Here is a 25662-nt window from a genome sequence, read left to right as displayed (position 1 = left end):
CCATTGCTTTAATGAGCAGTCTTCTTGTGTTTATTTTTTTTAAAACAAGGGTGTTTGGAATTTTTAAAACGCCCTGTTTTTTACATTTTTCTTCTTTCAGAAAACCTACAAATTTGAAAGAGAAAAAAATCGATTTATTACACCAACACCTTTTTGCCCCAATACCCAATTGTTTTTTTTCAATTCATTAATTCATTTCAAATGAAAAAATCATTTTTATTCATAAGCTTGTTCCTGTCATTATTAGGAGCAGGAAATTCAATATATTCTCAAGATTTAGTAAAAGTACATTCACACAACGATTACAATCATACAATTCCTTTTTGGGATGCGTATTCAAACGGAGCGGCATCTATAGAAGCTGATATTTTTTTGAAAGACAATGATTTATATGTTGCTCACGATCAGGAAAATATTACGGCTGCGAGAACATTAGAATCTTTGTATTTAAAACCTCTGGAAACTGCTTTAAAAATGCAGTACAAAAAAGGGCAGCAATTATTTTTGTTAATAGACATTAAAACGGATGCTGAACCAACACTTAACAAACTCGTTTCTGTTTTAAATAAATATAAAACAATCACAGAGGATCAGAATATTAAAATCATCGTTTCGGGAAACAGACCAAATGCTGATAATTATGTAAAATATCCTAATTTTATCTACTTTGATTTTCAGGAATTAGGGAAATCAATTTCAAAAGAAAATTGGGAAAAAGTTGCGATGGTTAGTGTAGATTTTAAAAAATATTCTGTTTGGAATGGATTGGGAAAACTAACAAAAGAAGATCACGATCGTATAACTTCAATTATTGCTAAAGCAAAAGCAACCAACAAGCCATTTCGTTTTTGGGGTGCTCCGGATACCAAAAGCGCCTGGAAAGCATTTTCAGAATTAGGAGTAGATATTATCAATACAGACAAACCTTATAATTGTGTTCAATATCTTGGATTTTTGCCAAAGAGATTTATAACAGCCAGAAATTCGTCAACAGTTTACAAACCTAGTTACAAAACAGATCAAAAAAATAGTCCTGTTAAAAATGTAATTCTTTTAATTGGAGACGGAAATGGTTTATCTCAAATATCTTCGGCTGTTTTGGCCAATAACGGTGCTTTGTCATTGACGCAATTAAAAAGCATTGGTTTTATAAAAACACAATCTGCCGACGATTTTACAACAGATTCTGCGGCCGCAGGAACGGCATTGGCAACAGGTCAAAAAACAAATAACAGAGCCATTGGAACAGATAGTTTGCAAAAACCAATCACTAATATTTTGGAAATTTTACAAAAAAGAAAATTTTCTACAGGTGTTATAACAACAGATGAAATTACTGGAGCAACGCCCGCTGCTTTTTATGCTCACACAATAGAAAGGTCTAATACAGAAGTAATTGCTAAAGATTTATTAAAGAGTAAATTGAACTTATTTGTTGGAGGCGGCGCTTCTGCTTTTAAGAATATTGCGTTAGATTCTAAGTTTAAAGTATTGCCATCTGTAAAAGACATGCAGACAGTAAATGCCGATACTATTGGAGTTTTTCTTTCTCAGGGAAAAGTGCCGTCTGTTTTAGAGGGAAGAGGAGAAGTATTGGCAGATGCTACAAAATACAGCCTTGAATTTTTAAACAAAAAAAACAAACCCTTTTTCCTAATGATCGAAGGTGCCCAAATTGACAGTTTCGGGCACGTTAACAATGTTGCCGGAATAGTAGCTGAAACAATAGATTTTGATACAGCCATAACCCAGGCACTTATTTTTGCTGATAAAAATGAAGGAACATTGGTTGTTATTACAGCAGATCATGAAACTTCCGGATTTGGTATTCCACAAGGAAATGTGAAAAAACACCAAATAGAAGGAGATTTTATAACAAACGATCATACTGCAACGATGGTGCCTATATTTTCTTATGGACCACATTCGCAGGATTTTCAGGGAGTATATGAAAATAATGAAGTGTTCAGTAAAATACTTTCGCTGTTAAAATAAAATTGAATAAAGAAATCAAAAAACAATAAACATGGGAATTATATAAATCCTGATAAAAATTATGTAAACCAAAAAGTCTTAGAAAACAAAAATTTGGAATTAAGATTATTCTGTAATTATAAACCTAAAAAATTTTAGTTATGAATAAAAAAGGACCAATTGTTATTATTGAGGATAACGAAGATGACCGCAAATTGTTTGCAGAAATATTTTCGGACTTAAAATTACCCAATAAAATGTTTTGTTTTAGTTCCTGCAACGAAGCTTATCAATATTTGATGTCAAAGAAAATAAAACCTTTTTTACTTTTTTCAAATATTGTTTTGTTTCAGGGCGGCGAAGATCAATCTACGTACAATAAACACAAAAGTATGTGTTTAGAGTTTTGTTGTCCGTGCTTGTTTTTTACAACATTATTTAATCAGTGTTTTATAATTGATACGTATTCAGTACCCACACATAGTTATTTTGTAAAACCTTATACTTTCGAGAAATTCAAACACGTCGTTGATTCGATTATACAATATTGGAGTAAAGACAAATCGATGCAACAGTACAAAAAGAAGGAACTTCAAAACAGATACTTTAGCTAAAACTTTAGCCATAAATAATGACTTAAAAGTTTTTAGTAATTTTAGTTTTCCTCAAATTTTATGCTTGTGGCATTTTGCAGCACATTTGATTCTTCTTTAATTTTATAAACAAGGAAAATCATAATAGCGGTAAGAAAAGTTATAATTCCGAAAGAAACCCGCATACTGGTAGCTTCAGAAATGAAACCAATAAGAGGCGGTACAGCCAAAAATCCGAGATAACTGATGCTTGATATAGCAGCAAGAGAACTTGCGCTGCTATGAATTGCCGATTTTCCGGCAAGGCCAAAAACAAGGGGTGAAATACATGAAATTCCTAATCCAATTAGTATAAAGCCAAGAATTCCCGTAAAAGGATAGGGCAGCAGTACAACCAGCAAGAAACCTAGACCAAGAAGTGTAGCACTGTATAAAAGCATTTTTTTTACACCAATCCTGCTCACGATACGATCGCCTGCAAACCTGCCCAGAGTCATCATAATCATGTAAACGGCAAATGCACCTGTTGCCATAGAGTGAGAAGCATTCATAGTCTTTTGAAAATATACACCGCTCCAGTCGTACATCGTATTTTCGCATGCCATACAGATAAAAACGATAATGGCATAGTTTAGTATGGATTTGTCTGGAAGTGCAAACAATGTTTTATGTTTTTGTGTATCGGGAGGAGCATAGAGTGTATATTGATATTGATAAAGTGTTAATGCAATCATGATAATTCCAACTAAAGGAAAATGCCATTCTATACCAATGCCAAAACTTACCAGAACATAACCTAGTGCCGCACCAGCAAATCCGGCAACACTCCAAATACCATGAAATGTAGTTATGATAGATTTTTTATCGTATAGTTTTTGAACGCTAACTGCCTGAGCATTCATGCTGATATTTAAAAGATTTCGTGATGATCCAAAACAAAATAATATAATAAAGAGCTGCCAAACTTCAGAAACAAAACCGGTTAAGCATAAAACACCATTGAAAGCAATTGATCCGATAAGCATTATTTTTTTACTGCTGTTTCTTCCTAAAAGATAATTTGTTAACGGCAGCGTGCATAATAAACCAATTGGCATTGCAAACAAAATACTTCCAAGCATACTATCGCTTAGATTAAAAGTAGTTCGAATCGTGGGTATTCTCGAAGCCCATGCCGCATATCCAAATCCGGAAATAAAAAAGAAAATAGCATTGGCAATTCTGCTTTTTCGTCGTTTTAAAAGTGCTGCTTCATCCATAATAATATAATTTTAGCAGAGTGTTTTTGCATTTTTAAGTTTTGTTAAATATTCTTTATTCTGAATCTGAAATACTTTACTGTTCAATATTTATAAATAGCATTTTCCTTTAGTATTTAAAAAGCTTTTGTACTTATTGCTTTTTAAGGATTTCCTTCTCCACCGCTTGAACCGTAAATTTGACCAGTAGCATAACTAGCATCATTTGCGGCGAGTTGCACATAAATCGAAGCTAGCTCTGCGGGTTGTCCCGGTCTTCCTAACGGAGTTTGTCCACCAAATTCTTTGAGTTTTTCCATGGTAGCTCCTCCGCTAACCTGCAAAGGAGTCCATATTGGTCCCGGCGCAACACCATTAACACGAATACCTTTTGGAGCAAGTTGTTTCGCCAGCGATTTAATATAATTTGTAGTGGCCGCTTTTGTTTGTGCATAATCGTATAAATCCTCAGTGGGAGCGTAGGCTTGTACAGAACTGGTTCCAATTATAGAAGCCCCGGGTTTTAGATGCGGAAGAGCAGCTTTGATAATCCAAAAAGGAGCGTAAATATTAGTTTTCATCGTCCAGTCAAATTCCTCTGTAGAAATATCAAGAATTGACGCATGTGTTTGTTGGCGTGCCGCATTATTAACTACAATATCAAGTCCGCCAAGACCTTTTACTGCCTGTTCAACCAATGATTTGCAAAATGCCTCGTCACGCAAATCCCCCGGAATTGCGACAGCTTTACGTCCTTCTGCTTTTATCAATTGAATAACTTCTTTGGCGTCTTCTTCCTCATTTGGAAAATAATTTATCGCCACATCAGCACCTTCTCTTGCATAGGCAATAGCAGCAGCTCTTCCCATTCCCGAGTCACCACCTGTTATAAGTGCTTTACGGCCTTTTAATCGTCCGGTTCCTTTGTAGCTTTTCTCGCCGTGATCTGGTCTTGGATCCATTTTACTCACAAGTCCCGGCCAGGGCTGTGATTGTTCTTTAAATGGAGGTCTTGGATATTTTGTTTTTGGATCTTCCGGTCCGGTTGATAAACTAATTTCATCATCATTTAAAGCACTTGCCATAATTGGATTAATCGATGCAGTTGCCAATATTGCTCCCATACCCGTAATTGCAGATCGGCGGGATATTGTGTTTTTTGTCTCCATAATTGTAATTATTATTTTGTTTCTATAAAATTTTTAACTCTTGATATTATTGATATTCAGTCAAATATAAAAAATGACCTTACCATGATTTTATAGAATTTTTATAATATGTTACAGAAATATAAGTCAGCTGTTATACAAAACAGAAAAAGGCTGTCTGACAGCCTTTTTGTTTTTGATGTGTAATTTTGGTAAAGTGTTTTTTATTCTATTTATCAGATTTCCCAATTATAATTAATTCAAGTTGCTAGTTAATAAGTGTAGTCCCTACGGGACAAAAAATGACACAAATAAATTGATTTCTACCAATATGTAATCTCTCCGAGATATTTTTTATTACTCCGTTAGGAGTTAAATATTGGTAGAATTAACGAAGGGCACACCCTGGAAATATCCCGTAGGGATTATATATTTTTTACAACCAATTTACTTGTTAAACTAGCAACTTGAATTAATTATTCAATATCAAGATTAGGAGGTATTAATTTATACATTACCGGTGTTACGATTCTGGAAAGAATAGTAGAACTTATCAAACCTCCAATTAATACAATCGCCAATGGCGCAATCAATGGATTTGAGTTTAAAGCCAAAGGAATAAGTCCGCAGATTGCCGTAATGGATGTTAATACAACAGGCAGAAAACGGGTTTCGCCGGCAATGGCAATTGCTTCATCAATAGAATGTCCTTCTTGTCGCAACTGATTGGTAAAATCGACCAGTAAAAGTGAGTTTTTAACTTGTATACCAGAAAGTCCGATAAAACCAATAATCGCCACCAATGACATCGGGCTTCCGTCGATTAACAAAAATACGACGCCACCCAAAATCCCTAACGGAATGATAGACAATACTATGATGATTCCTTTAAAGGTTTTAAACTGCAGCAATAAAACCGCAATGAATAAAAAAGTACTCAAAATTATGACCGAAAGAAAATTACCTCCCAGCGAATCACCTTCGGATTCTTTTTCGCCTGCGAGTTTGTAATAATATCCTTTTGGCATTTTTAATTTATCCAATTTAGGAATTATGTCTACCAACAAATCATTCGCATAAAAACCATGTTTAGAAACTGCTGTAACTTTTGAGAATCTGGATTTATTGAAATGATTGATTGCCGTTGGCGAGGTTTCAAAAGAGATTGTCGCAATCTGATTCAGCGCAATCGGCGTTCCCTGAATATTGTTGACGTACAAGTTTTTTAAGGCGTCAAGATTGGCAAACTTATCTCTTGGCAGTGTGAGCGTTACATTTCTGGCATCGCCACGATCGTCAATATAATCTCCAACGGTTAATCCGGCAACTGCAAGGCGAATCACTTTATCGACTTCACTAGTTAAAATCCCCAATGTTCTTGCTTTTTCTTTGTTGATTTTTACCTTAACATCAGTTTTATAAGTATTCAGTTCGTTGTTAACGTAAATTGTTCCTTCCTGATTTCTTAAAATATTTTCTACTTCCGAAGACAGTTTTCGAAGCACTTTCTGGTCTTCGCCAAATAAACGTACCACGATATTAGCTTCCAGCGGCGGACCTTGTTCAAAATCTTTTACTTCGATTTTGGCGAACGGCATTGTTTTAAACTTCTCTCTTAAATTTTCAATCAATTCCGTTTTAGCAGAAGGTTTTGCCTCATCTTCCAACTGAACAAAAATCTGGGCAAAATCAGGTTTTCGATCCTGTGGGTGTACGTTATAGTAAATTTGCGGATTTCCTTTGCCAACATTTGAAGTATAAAAAGCGATTTCCTTATGATTTTTTAATTCTGCTTCTATCATTTTGGTAACCCTGTCGCTTTCTGAAATATTCGATTGAAGCGGTGTTTTTATATTGATTAAAAACATAGGCTTTTCAGAAGTAGGAAACAATTTAAATCCTGTAAGACTGAATAATCCAAAAGCTGTAAAACTTAATAATAAAGAAATTGCAATGGTTGTTTTAGGATATTGTAAAGCTTTTGGCATAATATCACGATAGGATCTGGTTAGAAACTTTTGCAGATATTGAAGAAAAATATTCCCACCGGCGTGATCGTGTGTTTTTAAAAATCGGCTGGCCAGAAAAGGTACCAATGTTAAGGCAACAACCATAGATGCCAAAACACTTGTAATAACCGCCATTGGAAGGCTTTTGATAAATTCGCCCGCAACATCCGGCAGAAAAGCCAAAGGTAAAAATGCAATAATCAGTGTTGCGGTACATCCTACAACAGCAATTCCGATTTGTTTTGTGCCTTTCAGAACCGCTTCCATTTTGGAGTGGCCCTCACGAAGCCAGCGTTCAATATTTTCGACAACCACAATACTGTCATCCACCAGTAAACCAAGTGCGACAACCAGTCCCACGATACTTAATTGGTTTAAAGAAAAACCTAAGGCATTCATCGCAATTAATCCTAAAGCCAATGAAAGCGGAATCGAAATCATCACAATTATAGAAGCTCTTGATCCTAACGGTAAAAGCGTGATAATAACGAGAAAAATGGCAAGCCCGAAATCAAAACCCAAATGGCCTAAACGCTGCGACACCATATTCGCCTGATCAAAGTTGGTGATCAATTTAATATTTTGAGGTAATTCTTTTGTAAATTCGGCTACAATTGGGTCGTATTGTTTTTTAACATCGGTGATGTTTACATTGTCTTTCATTCCGGCTGTAACCAAAACACAACGATGTCCGTTAATGCGGGTAATATGATCTACCGTTTGAGATTTGTAGCTTACTTCGGCAACATCTTTCATGTAGATTATTTTTCCGTTTGCATTGTAAATAACGGTATTGGCAACGTCTTCTTCATTTTTAAATTTTCCGCTTGTTTTCACATTAAAAACCTTGGTATCAAGATCAATACTTCCTCCGGGAATATCGGCGGCTTCACTTTGTAAGCTCCCCATAACGACGTTCAACGGAATTTTTAATTGTGCTAATTTATCCAATTGAAGATCAATTCGAATTTCCTGTTCGGGAACGCCTGAATATTTTACGTCTTTTAAATTGGTGATTTTTTCCAGTCTTGATTTTAATTCATCCGCTTCGTTGCGCAGTTTTTTATCCGAAGCATTTTCAGAAACCAAAGCCACCTGAAGAATTTTTACATCAGAAGAAGCAATTTTTTCTGTTTTAATCTGATAAATATCTTTTGGAAGTTCACTGTTTTTCAGTGCATTCATTTCAGTAGAAATTTCCTGATATTTGTTGTCAACATCAACTCCGTATTTAAATTTTACCTGAAAAGCAGCAACACCATCTTCGACAGTAGTTAAGATTTTATCGATATTTTCAAGTCCGTAAATCTTATTTTCAATAGGTTTGACAACTTGTTCCTCCATATCCTTCGGACTCGTTCCGGGATAAATAACCGTAATAAGATATTGGGGCGGGTGCGTAGAAGGATCTTCTGATCTTGGCATCGAAAACAGCGTAATATACCCCACAACCGACACTAGAAGAAATATAATCAGCGTAAACTGATAATTTTTAACGGCAAAGTTTGTTATCTTCATCTTATGATTATTTAATGATTTTGATCGTTGATTGTTCATTTAAATAAGCACTGTTTGAGATCACAATCTGATCTGTTTTTTGCAGGCCGTCTTTGATGTAAACCGTATTATTTTCAAATTTAAAAATAGAAACAGGCTTTCTTTTTACTTTGTTGTTTGCTACAATAAATACAAAAGCTTTATTTCCATCGGCTTCAATAAGAGCATCATACGGAATTGTAATGACATCTTTTGTCGCATCAGTATGTATTTCGGCTTTGCCAAACATTCCCACGGCCGGTTTACTGTTTTTCATGTCCAGTTTTAATTCGGCCTGAAAAGAGCCAAGTGCCGCATCTGCCGCCTGAGATTTTCTAAAAACAGTTGCATTAAATTGATTATCAGGATAACCGTCAAGAGTTACAATGGCTTTTTGTCCCAATTTTACGGCTGCCCATTCTTTGTCTGTCAAACCAATTTTTAATAAATAATTATTGTTTTGGGTTGTTTCGTTTATGGCCAAAATAGGAGAACCGGGTGCCACAACTTCGCCTTCATTGGCTAATTTTTGCGAAACAAAACCATTGGCAGTAGCATATATTTTGGCATAACGTGCATTAAAAGCCACGGCATCTTTTTGTTTTTTGGCAATGTCCAGACCGGTTTTTGTGTTTTGAAGCTGTTCTAAAGTATAGACGCTGTCTTTGTACAAATTGTAAGCACGGTTATAATCGCGTTCGTATTTTTTGACGTTGAGATCTGTCTGGTTTAAACCTGCGCTAATTTCCGTAGCATCCAAAGTGGCCAGAAGTTGTCCTTTTTTAAAGAAATGACCTTCTTCAACATAAATTTTATTGATTACGCCTCCAATTTTAAAAGCATAATTAGCAGAATTTTCAGTGGTCACTAAACCGGAAGCATTTATGTTGCTTGTTAAGGAAAGAGATTCGACAGTCGCTGTTTTGATAGCAACAGTTTCGCTGTTTTCAAATGGAGTAGTTTCTTTTTTTTCTTCATGACAGGCATAAAAAACGGGAAATACAAAAAGACATATTGCGAATGCTTTTTTATGTATAAAATTATTATTGAGGTATTCGTAAATTTTTGATTTCATAATTTTTGTTTTTGGGATTATTTAAAAGTAAAAGTGGCATTGGCTCTTTCTAATTCGGCAAAAGCAATCCAGGAATTATAAAGTGAGATATTCGTATTGAGCTGGGCATTAACCCATTGATTTTGTGCATCAAGCAATTCGATATAAATCGCCTGACCTTCTTTGTATAATTTGGTAATATCTTCGTTGTATTTTTTAGCCGATTCTTTTTGGTTTTTATCTGCATTAAATTGTTCCAACGCCGACTTGAGATTGTTTTGAGATACCTGAAACTGAAGCAGTAATTGCTGTCTTACATTATCGGTTTGAGAACTTATTTTTTTACTGTCTTCGTCAACCTGTTTTAGCTTGTATTTGTTTTTGTTGCCCGAAAAAATGTTCCATTCTAAACCAACTCCTGCAAAATAATATCGGGATTGTTTGTTGACTTCAAAATCAAAATCCTGAAAACCAAAATCAGCAAAGCCGCTTAATTTTGGATACCAATACGATTGGGTTAGTTTGCTGACATTACTGTTAATCTCGCTAACCTGAGTTAATTTTGAAAGTTCTTCGCGGTTTGAAGTATTTTCATTTACCAAAATAGTAGGCGTAGCTTCGTTGTTTGCATCAATTTCAATTTCACTATCCAGTTTTTGATTGATTAAAAAATTAAAATAAGTTTTAGCGTTGCTGTTTACTTGTTTGGCTGTTTCCAGGTTTGCTTCGATGCGAATTACCTCATTATCACTTCTCAAAACGGCGGTACGGTTTATTTTATCATTTTTAAATAAAGACTGATTGACCCTTTGGTTTTCTTTAACCAGTTTTAAAGCATCCTGATAAATGTTAATTCCTTCAATAGATTGCAGGTATTTGTAGTAGGCAATTTTGATTTCCTTGACCAATTCTCTCTGGTAAATTTCAAGTTCTATTTTTTGTAAAGAAGTCTGCTGGCTTTTAATCCTTTTGTTATAAATAATTTCAAAATTCAACAATGGCATTGTCGTATGAATCTTGGCATCATAAAAATTATCGGGATTAATCAGCACAGATTGATTTTGCAAAGAAGGAAATGCATTCGAATTTGTAATCTGATTTAAGGTATTGTAAACCGGATTCAGCATATCGCCAATCGGAATATCGATTGTTCTTCCGCCATCTGCCTTGGTGTAATTGGCATTTAAGGAAACGGTGGGGTAGAATAGGGCATGAGCTTCTTTAAGCGCATACATGCTTTTGTTGATGTCAAAATTATGCTGTTTAATGACTTCATTACTTTTTAATCCAATCTGGATATAATTATCGAGTTTGCTTTGGGAATATCCAAGAAATCCAAAACAAAAAAGCATTAGGGTTATTAGTGTTTTCATTTTATTGTACATTGTTTATTAGTTGAACGTTGTTCATTTTTTTGATCAAAAAAAAATTTAAAGCTTTTCTATTATTTTTAAATATTCGTTATATCCGTCAAACAAGATTGTATCCGGATTAGAGAATTTTACTCCCGTTGTTCTGTGGCGTATTTCAAGAGAGCACATGCCATGAACCATACTCCAAATCATAAAGGCTAAAGGTTCTATAGAGTGGCCTTTAAAATGTCCTTTTTCTATGCATTCTTCCACAGTACTTTTTAAGGCTCCAAAAGTTCGGACACCTTCATTCCAGGCATCATTTTCAGAGTCTTCAATAAATTCCATTGGGGCTTTAACAATAAACATCAAATCGTACATTTCTGTATTTTCAAGGGCAAATTTGATATAGGTAAACCCCATTTTTTTTAGGCGTTCCATAGGATCTTTTATCAAAAATAATTCTTCAAAATATCCTCCTAATTCTTGAAAACCAATAGAATGTAAATCGTGTAAAATGGCATTTTTATCCTTAAAATACACGTATACAGTTCCAACGCTATAATTTATTTCGTCAGCAATATTGCGAATAGTAGTCTGCTCAATACCGCGTTCTAAAAAGAGTTTTTTGGCTCCTTTTAGAATAAGTAGTTTTAGGGCTTCTTTTTCACGTGCTTTTCTTTCGGCAGTACTCATTGCTGTAATTTATTCTGCAAATATAAAATTATTTTTTGAACAGTGTTCATTTTTTGAAATTAATTTGTTTCTTTATATTTTAATAGTGAAACATAAACTTAAAAAGGGAAGTTTACGTACATATAGTATTAAGTTTAGCAATCGCCTAAGATTAATAGTATTAAAGCAATATCAGTATTGAGTAAGAGAATTACTAATATTGTTTCTTTATAATAATTAAAATCTCGTTTTTTTATTATTTCTCAATTATTGTTCTAATTTGGCGATCAGTTTTGATAGTATTCAAAGAAATTGGAATGATATTTCAGGATAAATTAAATTTATATAGATTTGTTTTTTACACAAACATATTCTTTTTTTAACTCTCACTTTGGAAATAAATATAGTTTTAGAAGAGCTCCGCAGTCAGAATAAATCTGTTTATAATAATGTTTTTAATCATTTTTATAGAGGGATGGTTTTGTATGCGAATAACTTTTTATATGACAAAGATGCCAGTGAAGATGTTGTGCAGGAAGTTTTTATTTCACTTTGGGAAAACTCAGGCGGCATTGAAATTAAATCTTCTCTAAAAGCCTATTTGTATGCCATGGTTCGGAATAAATGCCTGAATTATCTTAAATCCCTAAAAATTACAGACGACATTAATTTAATCGATTTGAATTCAATATTGGTCCTGGAAGAAGATTTTGAAATGATTTCTGAAGAAGAAAAAAGAATCTTATATATGCAGATTTTAAAAATCATTGAAACTTTTCCGGAGAGCATGCAGGAAATTTTTAAATTAAAATTTGTAGAAAATTACAAATACATCGAAATAGCCGAAAAGCTCGATATATCTGTCAATACGGTAAAGACGCAGCTTAAACGTGCCAAACAGAAAATTAATCAGGCTATGCCATTGCTGCTTAGTTTGTTCTCTCCATTATTGTAAGTTAAGTTTTGCTTTTTAGGCTAATTTTACTTTTTTTTCACTTTTTATTCATTTTTTGTCACCCATTTTCATCTTTCGGTTGTCTTGCTAATATATTACATTAAGTAATTGTTAATTTAAAGAGATTCTGAAAATGGAATTTAAAATCATCATAGCGAAAATAAACGATACTCTTTCCCCAGAAGAAGAATCGATTTTTGATACATGGTACAAGGAGTCAGCTTCACACAGGGAATATTTTGAAAGGGCTAAGGAAAATTACCAAATTGAAATTAGCGAAGCCGAACTTGATCTTAATAAAGCATGGCAGGCAGTTGATAAAAGAATTTCTCCTAAGAAAAGTAGAAAATCGTATTATAAATATGCCATTGCCGCATTTGTGGCCTTATTATTTGGAATTGGATATTTTACAGTAACCAAAACAAACGTAATTGATTCCGGAAAAGGAACAATTGAAAACAAAGAAGCAATTCAAAATTCTAATGATATTGTACTTACTTTATCTGACGGTTCAAAAGTAATTTTGAATGATCAGAAAAATGGAGTTGTTGCCAGCCAACAAAGTGTGATAATTACCAAAGATAAAGACGGAAGCATTCGATATGATGAAAATAGCGATCAGCATACCGGAAAACCTACTTATAATACATTAATTACGCCCAACGGAAAAACTTTTCAAATTGCATTGCCGGACGGTACCAATGTTTGGATGAATGCTGGTTCATCCTTAAAATACCCCACTTATTTTGATGGAAACGAAAGATCGGTTGTTTTAACCGGCGAGGCTTATTTTGAAGTTTCGCATAATGAAAAAATGCCTTTTAAAGTTTTCTCAAACGGACAGCAGGTTGAAGTTTTAGGAACTCATTTTAACATCAGAGCTTATGAAAATGAGCCGGTTTTAAAAACTACTTTATTAGAAGGAAAAATCAAAGTGACCGAAGATGATAATACAATGATCGTAAAACCGGGTCAGCAAACTACCGTAACAATCGACAGGCATACAATGAAAATTGCCGAAGTAAATACAGAACTCGCCATCGCCTGGAAAAACAGACTCTTTTATTTTGAAAATGCAAAATATGATGAAATCATGCGGGAGATCGAAAGATGGTATGATGTGAAAGTAATTTATAAGGGAAAAATTCCTGATGAAAAATTTCAAGGAGCCATTCAAAAAGATTTAAAACTAGATCAGGTATTAAAAATGCTTGAAAGTAAAGATGTTCACTTTAAAGTTTCAGGAAAGGAGGTGATTGTGACACAGTAATATAGTGGCGCAAGAACTTCACGCAAAAAAAATACCCATAGCGTTGGCGCGCTGTGGGTATGCATAGTGTAGTTCTAAATAAAATTAACCGATCCTATTTAATAACTAACCGTTCAAAAGTAATGAAATTTTTAACCAATCAAAAATTACAACCACACAAGAATTCTTCCCAAATAGAAAAATTCTTGTCCATCACAACTGGTAATTTGAAAAAACTATACCTTATATTATTGCTGTTTCTTAGTTGCTTGTCTTTTGCACAAAGCACTAAGACAGTGACTATTGATGGCAATAATTTAAGTTTTCAAACCGTATTTAACAGTATTACAAAGCAAACAGGATATGTTTTCTTTTACAATGTGAAGATATTAGAGAATGCAAAACCGGTCAACCTGAATATTCAGAAAAAAAGTATTCCGGAAGCCTTAGCCATTATTTTTGAAGGCCAGCAGTTTTCTTTTTCTATTCAGGACAAAACTATTGTTGTCACTTCTTCAAGACCGGAGAATAAAAGTACCGGATCTATTCAGGTTAAAGGAAAAGTCCTTAACGCGCAGAAAGATCCTTATCCGGGCGTAAATGTTTGGGTAACAGGAACAAAAATTGGAGCTGTAACCGATTTTGACGGAAGCTTCGTTTTATATGATGTTCCAACAGATGCGATTATCGAAGTTACAGGATTAACCGTAGAAACAACAAATGTTTTTCTTGAAGGTCGGCCCAATATCACAATAACAGCAAAAGAAAAAGTAGCCTTAATGAACGAAATTGTCGTGAATAACGGTTATCAGAAAATTTCAAAAAACAAATCGACAGGATCTGTATCTGTAATTACTTCAAAAGATTTGGAGAAAATTCCGGTTTCAAATGTAATGCACCAATTAGAAGGTCAGGTTGCGGGTTTGGCAATCGACGTTTTAGATTCTGATAACTCATTTGTATACGGAAACTTATTTGGCGAAAATCAGGGCAAGGGAAGTTACAACTTTAGAATAAGAGGCCAGTCGACTTATAACGCCAACAGTATGCCATTGATTATTTTAGACGGAACACCAACGGAATTGGATATCAGAACGATAAATCCTAAAGATATCGAGAAAATTACGTTTTTAAAAGATGCTGCTGCGGCTTCAATCTATGGGGCAAGATCTGCAAATGGCGTTATGGTAATCGAAACCAAAAAAGGAAAAAGAGGGAAAACAAAATTTAGTGCTTCTCAAAATTATGCTATTGCAGATAAAGCTTCTTTATCGCGCTTGCCACTAATGAACTCCTCTCAGGTTTTAAATTTAGAGCAGGAACTGGTAGATAAAGGAATTATTACAGATCCGGCAATGGCTTTTAGTCTTTTTAATTCAACACCTGTGAGTGAGGGAGTCGAATACATGCTTCAGGAAAAAAGAGGAACTATTACTGCTGACCAGAAAAATGCACAACTGGATATTTTAAGAGGCAGAAATAATTATGATCAGATTAGTCAGTATTTCTTGCGTCCATCAGAATCTAATACTTATGATTTTTCCTTTAGCGGAGGCGAAAATGATTATACATATTTTACATCGGCCTCTTTTTCTAACGAAAAAACGCAGGCCGTTGGTACTGGTGGTAAACGTATGACATTTACTGTAAACCAGGATTTTAAAATGTTTAATTACTTAAAAGTAAGTACAAGTTTTAAAGGGTCTATTTTTGATTATGATCAAAATGGTTTAGGATTAATGCCGCTTGGTTCGTCTTTAACAACGTATTTGCCATACGACCAAATTGTAGATGCTAATGGAAATTCAGTTTCATACGAAAGACGTTTTTATAGTGCAGATACCCAAAGACTTCAAAGTCAAGGATATTTGCCGTGGACTTACAATTATATTGATGAATTAAATAATGCAGATACAAATTTAAAAGAGCGAAATTACTCTGCCAATATTTCGGTTACGGCACCTTTGTTTAAAGGTTTGGATGCAGTTGGAGCCTATTACATCGAAACTTCTAATCTGGACAATAGAAAATTATCTAATGCGAATACTTTTTTTGCCAGAGATTTTGTAAACCAGTATACTTATCTTGATCCGGCCACAAACGAACTTGTTTATGGAGTTCCGGTAGGAGGTATAAATCAAAGTTCAAGATTTGGTAAAGACAGTTATACTGCCAGAGGACAGCTAGTTTATAACACGCTTTTGGCCGATAAACATTCTGTTGATGTTATGGGCGGTATTGAGTTTAGAGAAACGAAAGAATCAAATCAGTCAGGAACATTATTCGGTTACAATGATACGGCTCAGACTTCTATTGATCTTCCATCTACTATGCCTAACACAATTTATGGTTATGCTCAGGGCATTAGTTACAATAATACCTTAAAAAATGCAACCCGCCGCTTTTTGTCTTATTATGGTAATGCAGCTTATACTTATGATGGTAAATATACCATTTCAGGAAGTGCGCGATTGGACGACTATAACAATTTTGGTGTAGATAAAAGTTACAGAAGAACTCCTTTATGGTCTACAGGTTTTAAATGGAATATCATAAAGGAAAATTTCATGAAAGGCGTAAACCTTTTTGATAATTTGGCTTTTAGGGCAAGTTATGGATATAACGGGAATATTAGTTTGAATACTTTTCCTTTTACCAGTATTTCTCTTGGAGATGTTGACAGATTATCACAACAACCATTTGCTTTTGTTTCGGCGGCAGCCAATCCAGCATTGCGTTGGGAAAAAACAGGAATCATGAATTTTGGTTTAGATTTCAGTCTTCTTAATTATCGTTTAAACGGAACTGTAGAATATTATAAAAAAGACAGCAAGGATTTAATTATGGAATTTCCGGTTTCGCCATTTTACGGTACTCCAAATAGTATGTTAGTGAGAAATGCATCAACTTTAGAAGGGCATGGAATTGATTTGAATTTAAATGCTGTTATAGTTAAAAATAAAAATTTTGGTTTTGATTTGAATTTGGTAACGTCTTACAACGAAAATGAGGTAACCGATTCAAGATTTACAAATTTTAGCAATATATTAAACGGTTCAGGAAGTACAGCACCATTAGTAGGATATCCAACTGGGAGTGTTTTTGCTTTTAGAAATGCAGGTTTAAATGCTTCGGGAGCAACTCAGGTGTATGATAAAGAAGGAAACATTGTACAGCCAAATACACTGTTGACTGATATTGAAGACATGAAATACATGGGAAGTTCTACACCAAAATATTACGGAAGTTTAAGTGCTAATTTAAGTTATAAAAAACTTTCCCTATATCTTTTAGCAACCTATAAATTAGATTATGTATTGTTTAAGCCTGCATTTAGCAATTATGTAAGCAGATACGGAACATTTAACGGATATGATTTAACGGCAGAAATCGACCAGAGATGGAGAAATCCGGGAGACGAAGCAACTACAAATGTTCCCGGTGTTAGAGGAATGACCGGCTACAGTTACGGACGCTATATTTTTAGTGATAACCGTGTAATTGATGGAGACCATGTTCGTTTTAAGGAAGTTTCATTGAAATATGATTTATCAGAATTGTTTGCCAATACTTTTATCAATAGCGCCTCACTGACTTGTTCTGCAAGAAATCTGGGCATTATCTGGAGAAAAAACAAAGAAGATTTAGACCCTGATTTTCTGCCATATACGGGAAATACCATGAAATTACCTCCAACAGCAATGTATTCAATGGGATTCAATTTTAACTTTTAAAAGCTGCAACGATGAAAAAATATTTAATTTATATAGGCATTTTATCAACACTTTTAACAAGTTGTGATAATTACGTAGACATACAAACCGAAGGGAAACTAATTCCCAAAGAAACAGTAAACTACAGATATTTACTTCAGGGAGCCAGCACGTTTAACAGCACATATGGTTTAATAGATATGGCTTCGGATGATATTGTAATGCGTGATGATCATGCCGCTTATTTCGAGCAGTATTATTCTGGTTCTGCCTACAACAGACCTTATGTACAAACGTATAAATGGGCTGATGAAATTATTCCGGTAGGGGAAACAGACAGTAATATGAATTCATTGTACATGTCATTGTACACCTGCAACGTAATTATTTCTGAGGTAATGACCAGTACAAATGGTACAGATGCCGAGCGTTTGGCCATAAAAGGAGAAGCACAGGTACACCGAGCTTATATCTTTTTAACTCTGGCAAATGTATTTGCTAAAGCATATGATCCTGCAACAGCTGCAACAGATCCGGGAATTCCGCTATTAACGGAGCCAACAGTAACCGAAAACATTACAAGAGCATCTGTAAAACAAGTTTATGATCAAATTATAAAAGATCTTACAGAAGCTACTACATCAGGATTAAAAGCCGTACAAACCGGAAGAAACATTTGGTTTCCTTCAAGAGCCTCTGCTTTTGCACTTTTGGCAAGAGCCAATTTGTATATGGGAAATTATGCAGAAGCACAGCAAAGTGCCGAAGCCGCATTGGCTTTGCAAAATAGCTTATTGAACTTAGAAGATTATCAAAATCTGGGCGATTACTCATGGCCGAGAACTTTTCAGGATCCTGAAAATATACTGGCTAAAGAATCAGGTACCTATATGTATTCTCCGATGGTTTTATCTTTCAGCGATGAGTTATTAAATTCATTTGACACTAACGATCTTAGATACCAGTTGTACACCAGATCATTAAATGATATGACTTTTGGAACTCTTACTCAGGGAAGAGCTTACTCAAAAGAGCTTTTATCTGGAGACGGACGTAACGCAGGGCCAACTGTACCTGAAATGTACGTGATTAAAGCAGAATGTGAAGCCAGAGCCGGAAGCGCCGCAGCAGCAATGAATACGATTAATACTTTAAGAAAAAGTCGTTTTAGAGCCGCAGATTATACTGATTTAACCGCCGTTGATGCTAATGATGCACTTATTAAAGTTCTGGCCGAACGCCGAAAAGAATTAATGGGAAGAGGCGGATTTAGATGGGCTGATTTGAAACGTTTAAATAAAGATCCTCGTTTTGCTAAAACCATTACACGCACGTACTTAAATGAAACTTTTAGTATCGAACCAAACGGAGCCCGTTACCAATTTCCTTTTGCGGCAATCTACTTTGATTACGCCCCTGATTTACAGCAAAATTAATAAAATTCAATAGTATACAGCACGCCTAAAAACCTACATAGGCGTGCTTATAAAATCAAAAAAAATGAAAATATTAAAACTATTAGCACTTTTTATAGTTGCGAATGCTTCTATGTACGCGCAAGATCAACTAAAAACATTTGATGTTTCGCCAGAACAGCCAAATCCGGGAGAAGAAATAACCATTACATATGATCCTTCACAAACGGTTTTAAAAAATGCAAAAGAAGTTTCGGCAAGACTTTATACTTACGATAATTTCAAATGGCAAATTAAGGATATTGACCTGAAGGCAAATTCAGATAAAAAATGGCAGACGAAAATTAAACTTTCTGATCATGCTTCGTTAGTAACTTTTGTTTTTACTTCGGATACTTTAGTAGATAAAGGCGGACTGACTACTTACAGCTGGATGTTGCCAAAATCTCCAGGCGCTTATATTGGCTGGGGAATGCTGCGAAATAAAGTTTTTGCAGATGATGTTCCGAATATTGTAGACGAAGCAGCTTTTAAAAATGATTCTGTGGCAGTAATGTGGGTCAATTACGAATTGCAATACCATCCGGAAAGCCGTAAAAAGATTTTTTATCCTGCCTTAAAAGTGGCTCAGATTGTAAGAGGCGGCGATTTTTCTCCTCGTATTAAAAAAGAACTTCGATTTGTACTTACTAATGAATTAGACAATCAGGATCAGTATAACGTAACCAGAACATTGAATTTATTAGAACCAACAGCTAATAAAGTTTTTATAGACTCGGTACAACAGGCACTTTTGAAAAAATATCCAAAAGGGGTTTTGGCTCGCGATATTGAAATCAAAAAAATGTTTATGGAAAAAGATTTCGATAAAAAAGTGAAACAATACACAGAATTTGAAAAGAACTTTCCAAAAGAAAAATTTCTGGATGTTGTTACCGAAACAGAAAATCTTTACAACGATAAATTATTTAAAGCAATCGCCTATAATTATATCGTAAAAAACAAAGATTACGACTTTGCAATTAACAGCGTAAAAAAAGTTTCGTTTTATAATGTATTAGATTATTCGTGGCATTTAATTTCAATTCCGTTTAACAGAAATGAGGACGGAGTCGAAAAAACATCTTTAGAAACATTAAAAAAATATGCCGATGTCATCATTCCTGAAATGGAAAGCAGGGAATTGTATGTTCCGAAAGATTTTGTTCAAAAATTATCTCCAAAAGAATGGCAGGCTCAGGCATTGAATTATGCAGCAAGGGAATATTTTACCTATGCAAAACTTCAGGAAATTTTTAAAAATTACGATTTAGAAAGAAGGTATTTAGATAAAATTAAGCCCTTTTATGGCTATAAAGATGCCTCGTATAATGAAGTTTATGCCAGAATGCTTTTAAGAGAAGGTAAAACGCTGGACGCTAAAGAATTATTGGCTATCAGTATTAGAGAAAACAAAGCAACTCCGGAAATGCTGGCTTCATTAAAAGCCATTTATTTAAAAGAAGGCGGAAAAGAGGCGGGTTTTGAAGCCTATTTTAACTCATTTAAATCAGACAGTAATATTCAGGAACACAAAACCAAATTGATAGCAGAACTTATCAATAAGCCAATTGAAGGCTTTGAATTAGAAAGCAGCAAAGGTGGTAAAGTAAAATTAGCCGATCACAAAGGAAAAATTGTGGTGCTTGATTTTTGGGCGATGTGGTGCGGACCTTGTAAAAATGCAATGCCGGGAATGCAAATGGCGGTTGAAAAATACAAACAGGATCCTAATGTAAGCTTCTATTTTGTGGATACTCAAGAATATATCAAAGATTTTAAAACACAAACACAGGCATTTATAAAAGAGAAAAACTTTGATTTTACGATTTTGTATGATGGAAAAAATCCAAAAACAGGAAAATTAGACGAAGTATATGAAAAGTATGCAAAAGTATTTCAGTTTTCGGGAATTCCTGAAAAAATGATTATCGATCAAAACGGAAAATTGAGATGGATGTCTAATGGATATTTTGGAAGCCCAACAGAACTTGCCGACGAAATTTCGATCATTATAGAATATTTAAAAGCTGAGAAAAAATAATTTAGAAAAAAAGGTTAGAAAATGAAAATTGTTAATTTTTTATATCTCAGTATTTTGTTATTGTGCTGTCAGACTGGTTTTTCGCAAACCATCTGGCAGGGACAATATCATTCGTACCGCATTATAGTTTCAGGCGATTTCGAAACCAAAACAGATTCGCTTTTATTGACTATTCCTGAATTAGACATAAAATCTAAAGTTGCCATAAAAGTAGTTTCGGATAGTGTTTCTTTTAAAAATGAAATGTTTGGTTTTACTTTTAAAGGAAAATACAACCCGGACAAAACAGCAATTTCAGGGATTTTCAATAATTATTCGATTCTGAATGCAGCCATTTTTTTAAAGAAACAAAATGAAATTAAACCGTTGTTTTTTGCACAGCATCCGCAAGAACCATATCCGTATGAAGTGAAAGATTTTACCTTTTCAGGGAAGAATACCAAACTGACGTATGGCGCAACATTGACACTTCCGAAAAATAAAAAGAAATATCCTGTTGCTGTTTTAATTTCCGGAACAGGACAACACGATCGTAATTATACTTATGTAGGAAGAGAATTTTTTACCGTTTTAGCAGATTATCTTGCAAAAAACGGAATCGCTTCTTTGCGCGTTGACGACCGTGGAATTGGCAAAACGACAGGAGATTTTGAAATCGCTACAACCGGAGATTTTGCCGATGATATTGAGGAAGAAATTGCTTACCTAAAACACGATCCAACTATCGATGCATCTTATATCGGTTTAATAGGTCATAGCGAAGGAGGTATGATTGCATCGATTGTAAGTTCGAGGAATAAAGATGTAAAATTCATGATAAGCTTATCCGGAGTAGGAGTAAGCGGACTTGAAATGCTGAACTTGCAAAATTCGGCAATCCTTAAAAGTTATGGTTTTACAGAGGAAGTTGTCGCAAAACAAATGGAGCTGTACAACATATTGTTCAAAGCCGTTTATAATACAAAAGATGCTGAATCTGCAAAACCTGTTATTGAAGAAAAAACAAAAGCCTGGATGAAAATGCAGGATTCGGTTATGCTAAAAAAAATACAGCTTTCAGACAGACGTGATGAGACTTTTACCTACCGATATGCAAGAGATGCTGATAAAAAATGGTATCGATATACTATTCATTATAATCCAGAAGATTATTTGCCCAAAATTACAATTCCGGTATTTATAGGAAATGGAGACAAAGACATTCAGGTTCCGGCAGTAGAAAATGTAAATTCATTCAAAAAACACCTGAAAACCAAGGATCTTACGACTAAAATTTATCCGGGATTAAATCACATGTACCAGCATTGTACAACTTGTACGCAGAAAGAAGTCAAAGAAATAGACGAAGTTTTTGCTCCAGAAGTTCTGGACGATATCGCTAAATGGATTTTAAGCCGATATAAAAAGTAACAGTCTCTCGTTTTGTCACCCTGAGCGGAGTCGAAGGGCGCTCCAATAGGCACGTGGGCTTCGACTCCGCTCAGCCTGACAGAAAAATCTAAAATACAATTCTTCTTTATCATGAAAAAATTAATTCTCTTTATCGCAATTTTCTTGGCGATACATAATCTTACTGCTCAAATTTACGATCCGGTATCGTTTAAAACAGCTGTAAAAGAGTTAGATAGTAATACTTATGAATTAAGTATTACAACCCAAATAGAAAAAAACTGGCATATTTATTCTCAAAATGTCCCGCCAAACGGGCCAATGCCAACAAGTTTTAAATTTAAAAAAGCTAAAAATTACATAGTAAAAGGCGGTGTTACAGAACCAAACGGACATGAAGTTGATGATCCGGTTTTTAATATGCGCATTAAGTTTTTTGAAACCAAAGCCATTTTTACACAAAAAATAGAGCGAAAAACAAATGAAGCTTTTAAGATAAATGCGACCATAGAATTTATGGTTTGTAATGATCAAAGCTGTTTACCGCCAACCGAAAGAGAATTTGTTTTTGAAATTCCGAAAGGGGATTTAAAAGAAGAAACAAAAACAATTGCGGAAACTAAAGTCATAAATACTGATACAATTGCAACAGTTAAAACAGCTACTGTAAAAGAAAATACAATCAAACCGGAAATTAAAAAAGCGGTTGTTGCCGTAAAAAATGTTCCCGCAACGGAAGAACAAAATATCTGGAGTGTTTTTCTACTGAGTTTTCTGGGAGGTTTGGCAGCATTGTTAACGCCTTGCGTTTTCCCGATGATCCCAATGACGGTTAGTTTTTTTACCAAACAAAGTAAAACCAGAGCAGCCGGAATTCGAAATGCATTGCTGTACGGCTGGTTTATCATTATTATTTATGTAGCATTGGGAACATTGGTAACTACCATTTTTGGTGCTGATGCGTTGAATGCGCTGGCCACCAATGTTGTTTTTAATTTGATATTCTTTTTATTATTGGTTGTTTTTGCTGTTTCTTTTTTGGGCGCTTTCGAAATTGTATTACCAAGTTCATGGCTGACCAAAGTCGATAATAATTCACAAAAAAGCGGAATTATTGGTATCTTTTTTATGGCTTTGGCATTAGCCATAGTCTCTTTTTCCTGTACAGGACCAATTGTGGGCACATTATTAGTGCAGTCAGCAAGTCAGGGCGGTTTGGCTCCCATTATCGGAATGTTTGGATTTTCATTGGCTATTGCTTTGCCTTTTACACTTTTTGCTGCTTTTCCGGGCTGGATGAATTCACTTCCAAAATCAGGCGGTTGGTTAAATTCGGTTAAAGTAGTTTTAGGCTTTTTAGAATTGGCTTTAGCCTTTAAATTTTTATCCAATGCCGATTTGGTGCTGCAATTGCATTTACTAGAAAGAGAAGTTTTTCTGGCTATCTGGATCGCGATTTTCCTTGTTTTGGCTTTGTATTTATTTGGAAAAATCCAATTATCGCATGATTCACCAATAACGCATCTTTCCGTTGGAAGATTGAGTTTAGGAATTGCAGTTCTGGCTTTTGTAGTGTATTTAATTCCGGGACTTTGGGGTGCTCCGTTGCAATATATCAGCGGTTTTCCTCCGGCAAAACAATATAGCGAATCGCCAAATGGCTTTGGAAACACGGCGGTTTCAAATGATACAAAAGAGTTATTGCCCGAAGGCGCAGAAAGCGGTCCAAACGGAATCACGACTTTTCACGATTATGAAACCGGTTTGGCCTACGCCAAAAAAGTAAATAAACCCGTGATGATTGATTTTACAGGATATGCTTGTGTTAATTGCCGTAAAATGGAAGAGCGCGTTTGGCCGGATCCGAAGGTTTTAACACAGTTAAAAAATGATGTCGTTCTAATTTCGTTATACGTAGATGATAAAAGACCACTTGCAGAAAACGAGCAGATTGTGTCAAAAATAACAGGTAAAAAATTAAAATATATCGGACAGAAATGGAGTGAATTTCAAATCCTGAAATACAAAACCAATGCCCAGCCTTATTATGTTTTAACAGATCATAACGGAGAATCCCTAAATCAGCCAACGGCATATAATCCGGATATTCAATTTTATATGAATTGGTTAAAAGAAGGAATAGGAAACTTTAAAAAATAAAAGAATACAATATTGGTTTTTCAAACATTATTATTTTAGAAGTATTTGAATTAGTAAGCTTGTACATCATTTGAGAAACCCTAAAAGAGCTGTTTTTGCCAACAGCTCTTTTTTAGGTTTCGTTTAGAACTGCTTTTGAGTTACTGCCAGTAATCGAATTGAGCCTTACAGAAAGATTAAATGAACCTCACAACAAAGCGATACCAAAATATAAATTTTAATTTTGTATGTTAGTAATACAGTATCAGAAATCATGGACGTACAGGAAGACGATAAATTAAAAACATTAAGCTATTCGGGCATATTCTTGTCCTGCTTTAGTGATTATAGCGAAAAGTGTATTCACGCCACGCCAGAGCATGTTTTGGTTTATTTGTATTCAGGCGAACAGATTATAGAAGACAGAAACGAAAAAATAATATTACAGGCAGGCGATTGTGCTTTTATCCGAAGAGATCATCGGTTGAAAATGTATAAAAACAGCAAAGGCGAAGATTTATATAAAGGGATTTCATTGACTTTTAAGCGAAATATTTTACGTGATTTTTACAACAAAATGAATAAATCTGAAATTCCTAAAGTTGTAAAAGTTACCGATCAAACGGTTTTTAAATTAGATACAACTCCCGCAATAGAAAGTTTATTTCAATCGCTTACTCCTTATTTTGACAGCAATGTAAAACCAACGGAAGGTGTTACACATTTAAAATTACTGGAAGGAATTTATGCTTTGCTAAACAGCAGTGAACAGCTTTATCCAATACTTTTTGACTTTGCTGAACCCTGGAAAATTGACCTTTTGGAATTTCTCAATGAAAACTATAATCAGGAACTTTCAATGGAGCAAATTGCTTCGTTTACAGGACGAAGCCTGGCTACTTTTAAAAGAGATTTTAAAAAAATAAGTAACCTCACACCCCAAAAATGGCTCATAAAAAAACGTTTGGAAATGGCTTACATAAAACTAAAGGAAGAAGGCAGAAAAGTACAAGACGTTTATATCGAGGTTGGTTTTAAAAACCCGTCTCATTTTTCAACCGCATTTAAAAAACAATACGGAATTTCGCCAACGGAAGTTTAGGCTTTTTTATCTTTTAATTTTCCCCCATCTGATTATCG

At 34.6% G+C, this 25662-nt stretch carries 16 protein-coding genes; 10 read left to right on the top strand and 6 right to left on the bottom strand.

Annotated features, from left to right (window positions below):
- Positions 1-201 precede the first annotated feature (201 nt).
- Together SD960_RS11705 and SD960_RS11700 are read left to right on the top strand one after the other, a co-directional pair.
- On the top strand, positions 202-1995 hold the full coding sequence (locus SD960_RS11705) for an alkaline phosphatase (RefSeq protein WP_318803268.1): 1794 nt from the start codon (positions 202-204) through the stop codon (positions 1993-1995).
- Between the two features lie 140 nt (positions 1996-2135).
- Positions 2136-2588, top strand: coding sequence for a hypothetical protein (locus tag SD960_RS11700; protein ID WP_318803267.1), 453 nt, complete (start codon positions 2136-2138; stop codon positions 2586-2588).
- Between the two features lie 41 nt (positions 2589-2629).
- On the opposite strand, the gene SD960_RS11695 is transcribed toward SD960_RS11700, so the two are convergent.
- The 6 genes from SD960_RS11695 to SD960_RS11670 form a co-directional block, all read right to left on the bottom strand.
- Positions 2630-3826 carry an MFS transporter gene (locus SD960_RS11695; RefSeq protein ID WP_318803265.1) on the bottom strand — a complete coding sequence of 399 codons (1197 nt, stop codon included), beginning with the start codon at positions 3824-3826 and terminating at the stop codon, positions 2630-2632.
- A 143-nt stretch (positions 3827-3969) separates the two neighbouring features.
- Positions 3970-4974, bottom strand: a complete 1005-nt coding sequence (locus SD960_RS11690) for an SDR family oxidoreductase (protein ID WP_318803264.1) — start codon at positions 4972-4974, stop codon at positions 3970-3972.
- Positions 4975-5429: 455 nt separating this feature from the next.
- Positions 5430-8480 carry an efflux RND transporter permease subunit gene (locus SD960_RS11685; protein ID WP_318803262.1) on the bottom strand — a complete coding sequence of 1017 codons (3051 nt, stop codon included), beginning with the start codon at positions 8478-8480 and terminating at the stop codon, positions 5430-5432.
- Between the two features lie 7 nt (positions 8481-8487).
- Entirely contained in the window at positions 8488-9573 is a 1086-nt protein-coding gene (locus SD960_RS11680) for an efflux RND transporter periplasmic adaptor subunit (protein ID WP_318803259.1), read from the bottom strand.
- Positions 9574-9590: 17 nt separating this feature from the next.
- Complete coding sequence (locus tag SD960_RS11675) at positions 9591-10925, bottom strand: TolC family protein (protein WP_318803257.1); 1335 nt, start codon at positions 10923-10925, stop codon at positions 9591-9593.
- Between the two features lie 57 nt (positions 10926-10982).
- The gene (locus SD960_RS11670) at positions 10983-11600 is read right to left on the bottom strand and encodes a TetR/AcrR family transcriptional regulator (protein WP_318803255.1); all 618 of its coding nucleotides are present in this window, start codon (positions 11598-11600) and stop codon (positions 10983-10985) included.
- A 370-nt stretch (positions 11601-11970) separates the two neighbouring features.
- Here SD960_RS11670 and SD960_RS11665 point away from each other — a divergent pair, with 370 nt between their 5' ends.
- The 8 genes from SD960_RS11665 to SD960_RS11630 all read left to right on the top strand — a co-directional run bounded on the left by SD960_RS11665 (position 11971) and on the right by SD960_RS11630 (position 25624).
- Positions 11971-12534 carry an RNA polymerase sigma-70 factor gene (locus SD960_RS11665; RefSeq protein WP_318803254.1) on the top strand — a complete coding sequence of 188 codons (564 nt, stop codon included), beginning with the start codon at positions 11971-11973 and terminating at the stop codon, positions 12532-12534.
- A gap of 133 nt (positions 12535-12667) precedes the next feature.
- Entirely contained in the window at positions 12668-13804 is a 1137-nt protein-coding gene (locus tag SD960_RS11660; protein WP_318803252.1) for a FecR family protein, read from the top strand.
- Positions 13805-14010: 206 nt separating this feature from the next.
- Positions 14011-17517, top strand: coding sequence for a SusC/RagA family TonB-linked outer membrane protein (locus SD960_RS11655; RefSeq protein WP_318803250.1), 3507 nt, complete (start codon positions 14011-14013; stop codon positions 17515-17517).
- 11 nt (positions 17518-17528) lie between these two features.
- Positions 17529-18932 carry a RagB/SusD family nutrient uptake outer membrane protein gene (locus tag SD960_RS11650; RefSeq protein ID WP_318803249.1) on the top strand — a complete coding sequence of 468 codons (1404 nt, stop codon included), beginning with the start codon at positions 17529-17531 and terminating at the stop codon, positions 18930-18932.
- A 64-nt stretch (positions 18933-18996) separates the two neighbouring features.
- Positions 18997-20994 (top strand): TlpA disulfide reductase family protein, encoded by a 1998-nt coding sequence (locus SD960_RS11645; protein WP_318803247.1) that lies wholly within the window; start codon positions 18997-18999, stop codon positions 20992-20994.
- A 21-nt stretch (positions 20995-21015) separates the two neighbouring features.
- Positions 21016-22404 (top strand): alpha/beta hydrolase, encoded by a 1389-nt coding sequence (locus SD960_RS11640; RefSeq protein ID WP_318803245.1) that lies wholly within the window; start codon positions 21016-21018, stop codon positions 22402-22404.
- Between the two features lie 111 nt (positions 22405-22515).
- Positions 22516-24543: a protein-disulfide reductase DsbD family protein gene (locus SD960_RS11635; protein ID WP_318803242.1), complete on the top strand. Its 2028-nt coding sequence runs from the start codon at positions 22516-22518 to the stop codon at positions 24541-24543.
- A 253-nt stretch (positions 24544-24796) separates the two neighbouring features.
- Positions 24797-25624, top strand: a complete 828-nt coding sequence (locus SD960_RS11630) for an AraC family transcriptional regulator (protein WP_318803240.1) — start codon at positions 24797-24799, stop codon at positions 25622-25624.
- Positions 25625-25662: the final 38 nt, after the last annotated feature.

The organism is Flavobacterium sp. MMLR14_040, from assembly GCF_033657265.1.
Taxonomy (GTDB): Bacteria; Bacteroidota; Bacteroidia; order Flavobacteriales; family Flavobacteriaceae; genus Flavobacterium.
Note: the sequence above shows the minus strand (reverse complement) of the source record. Positions and strands in the feature narration are given on the sequence as shown.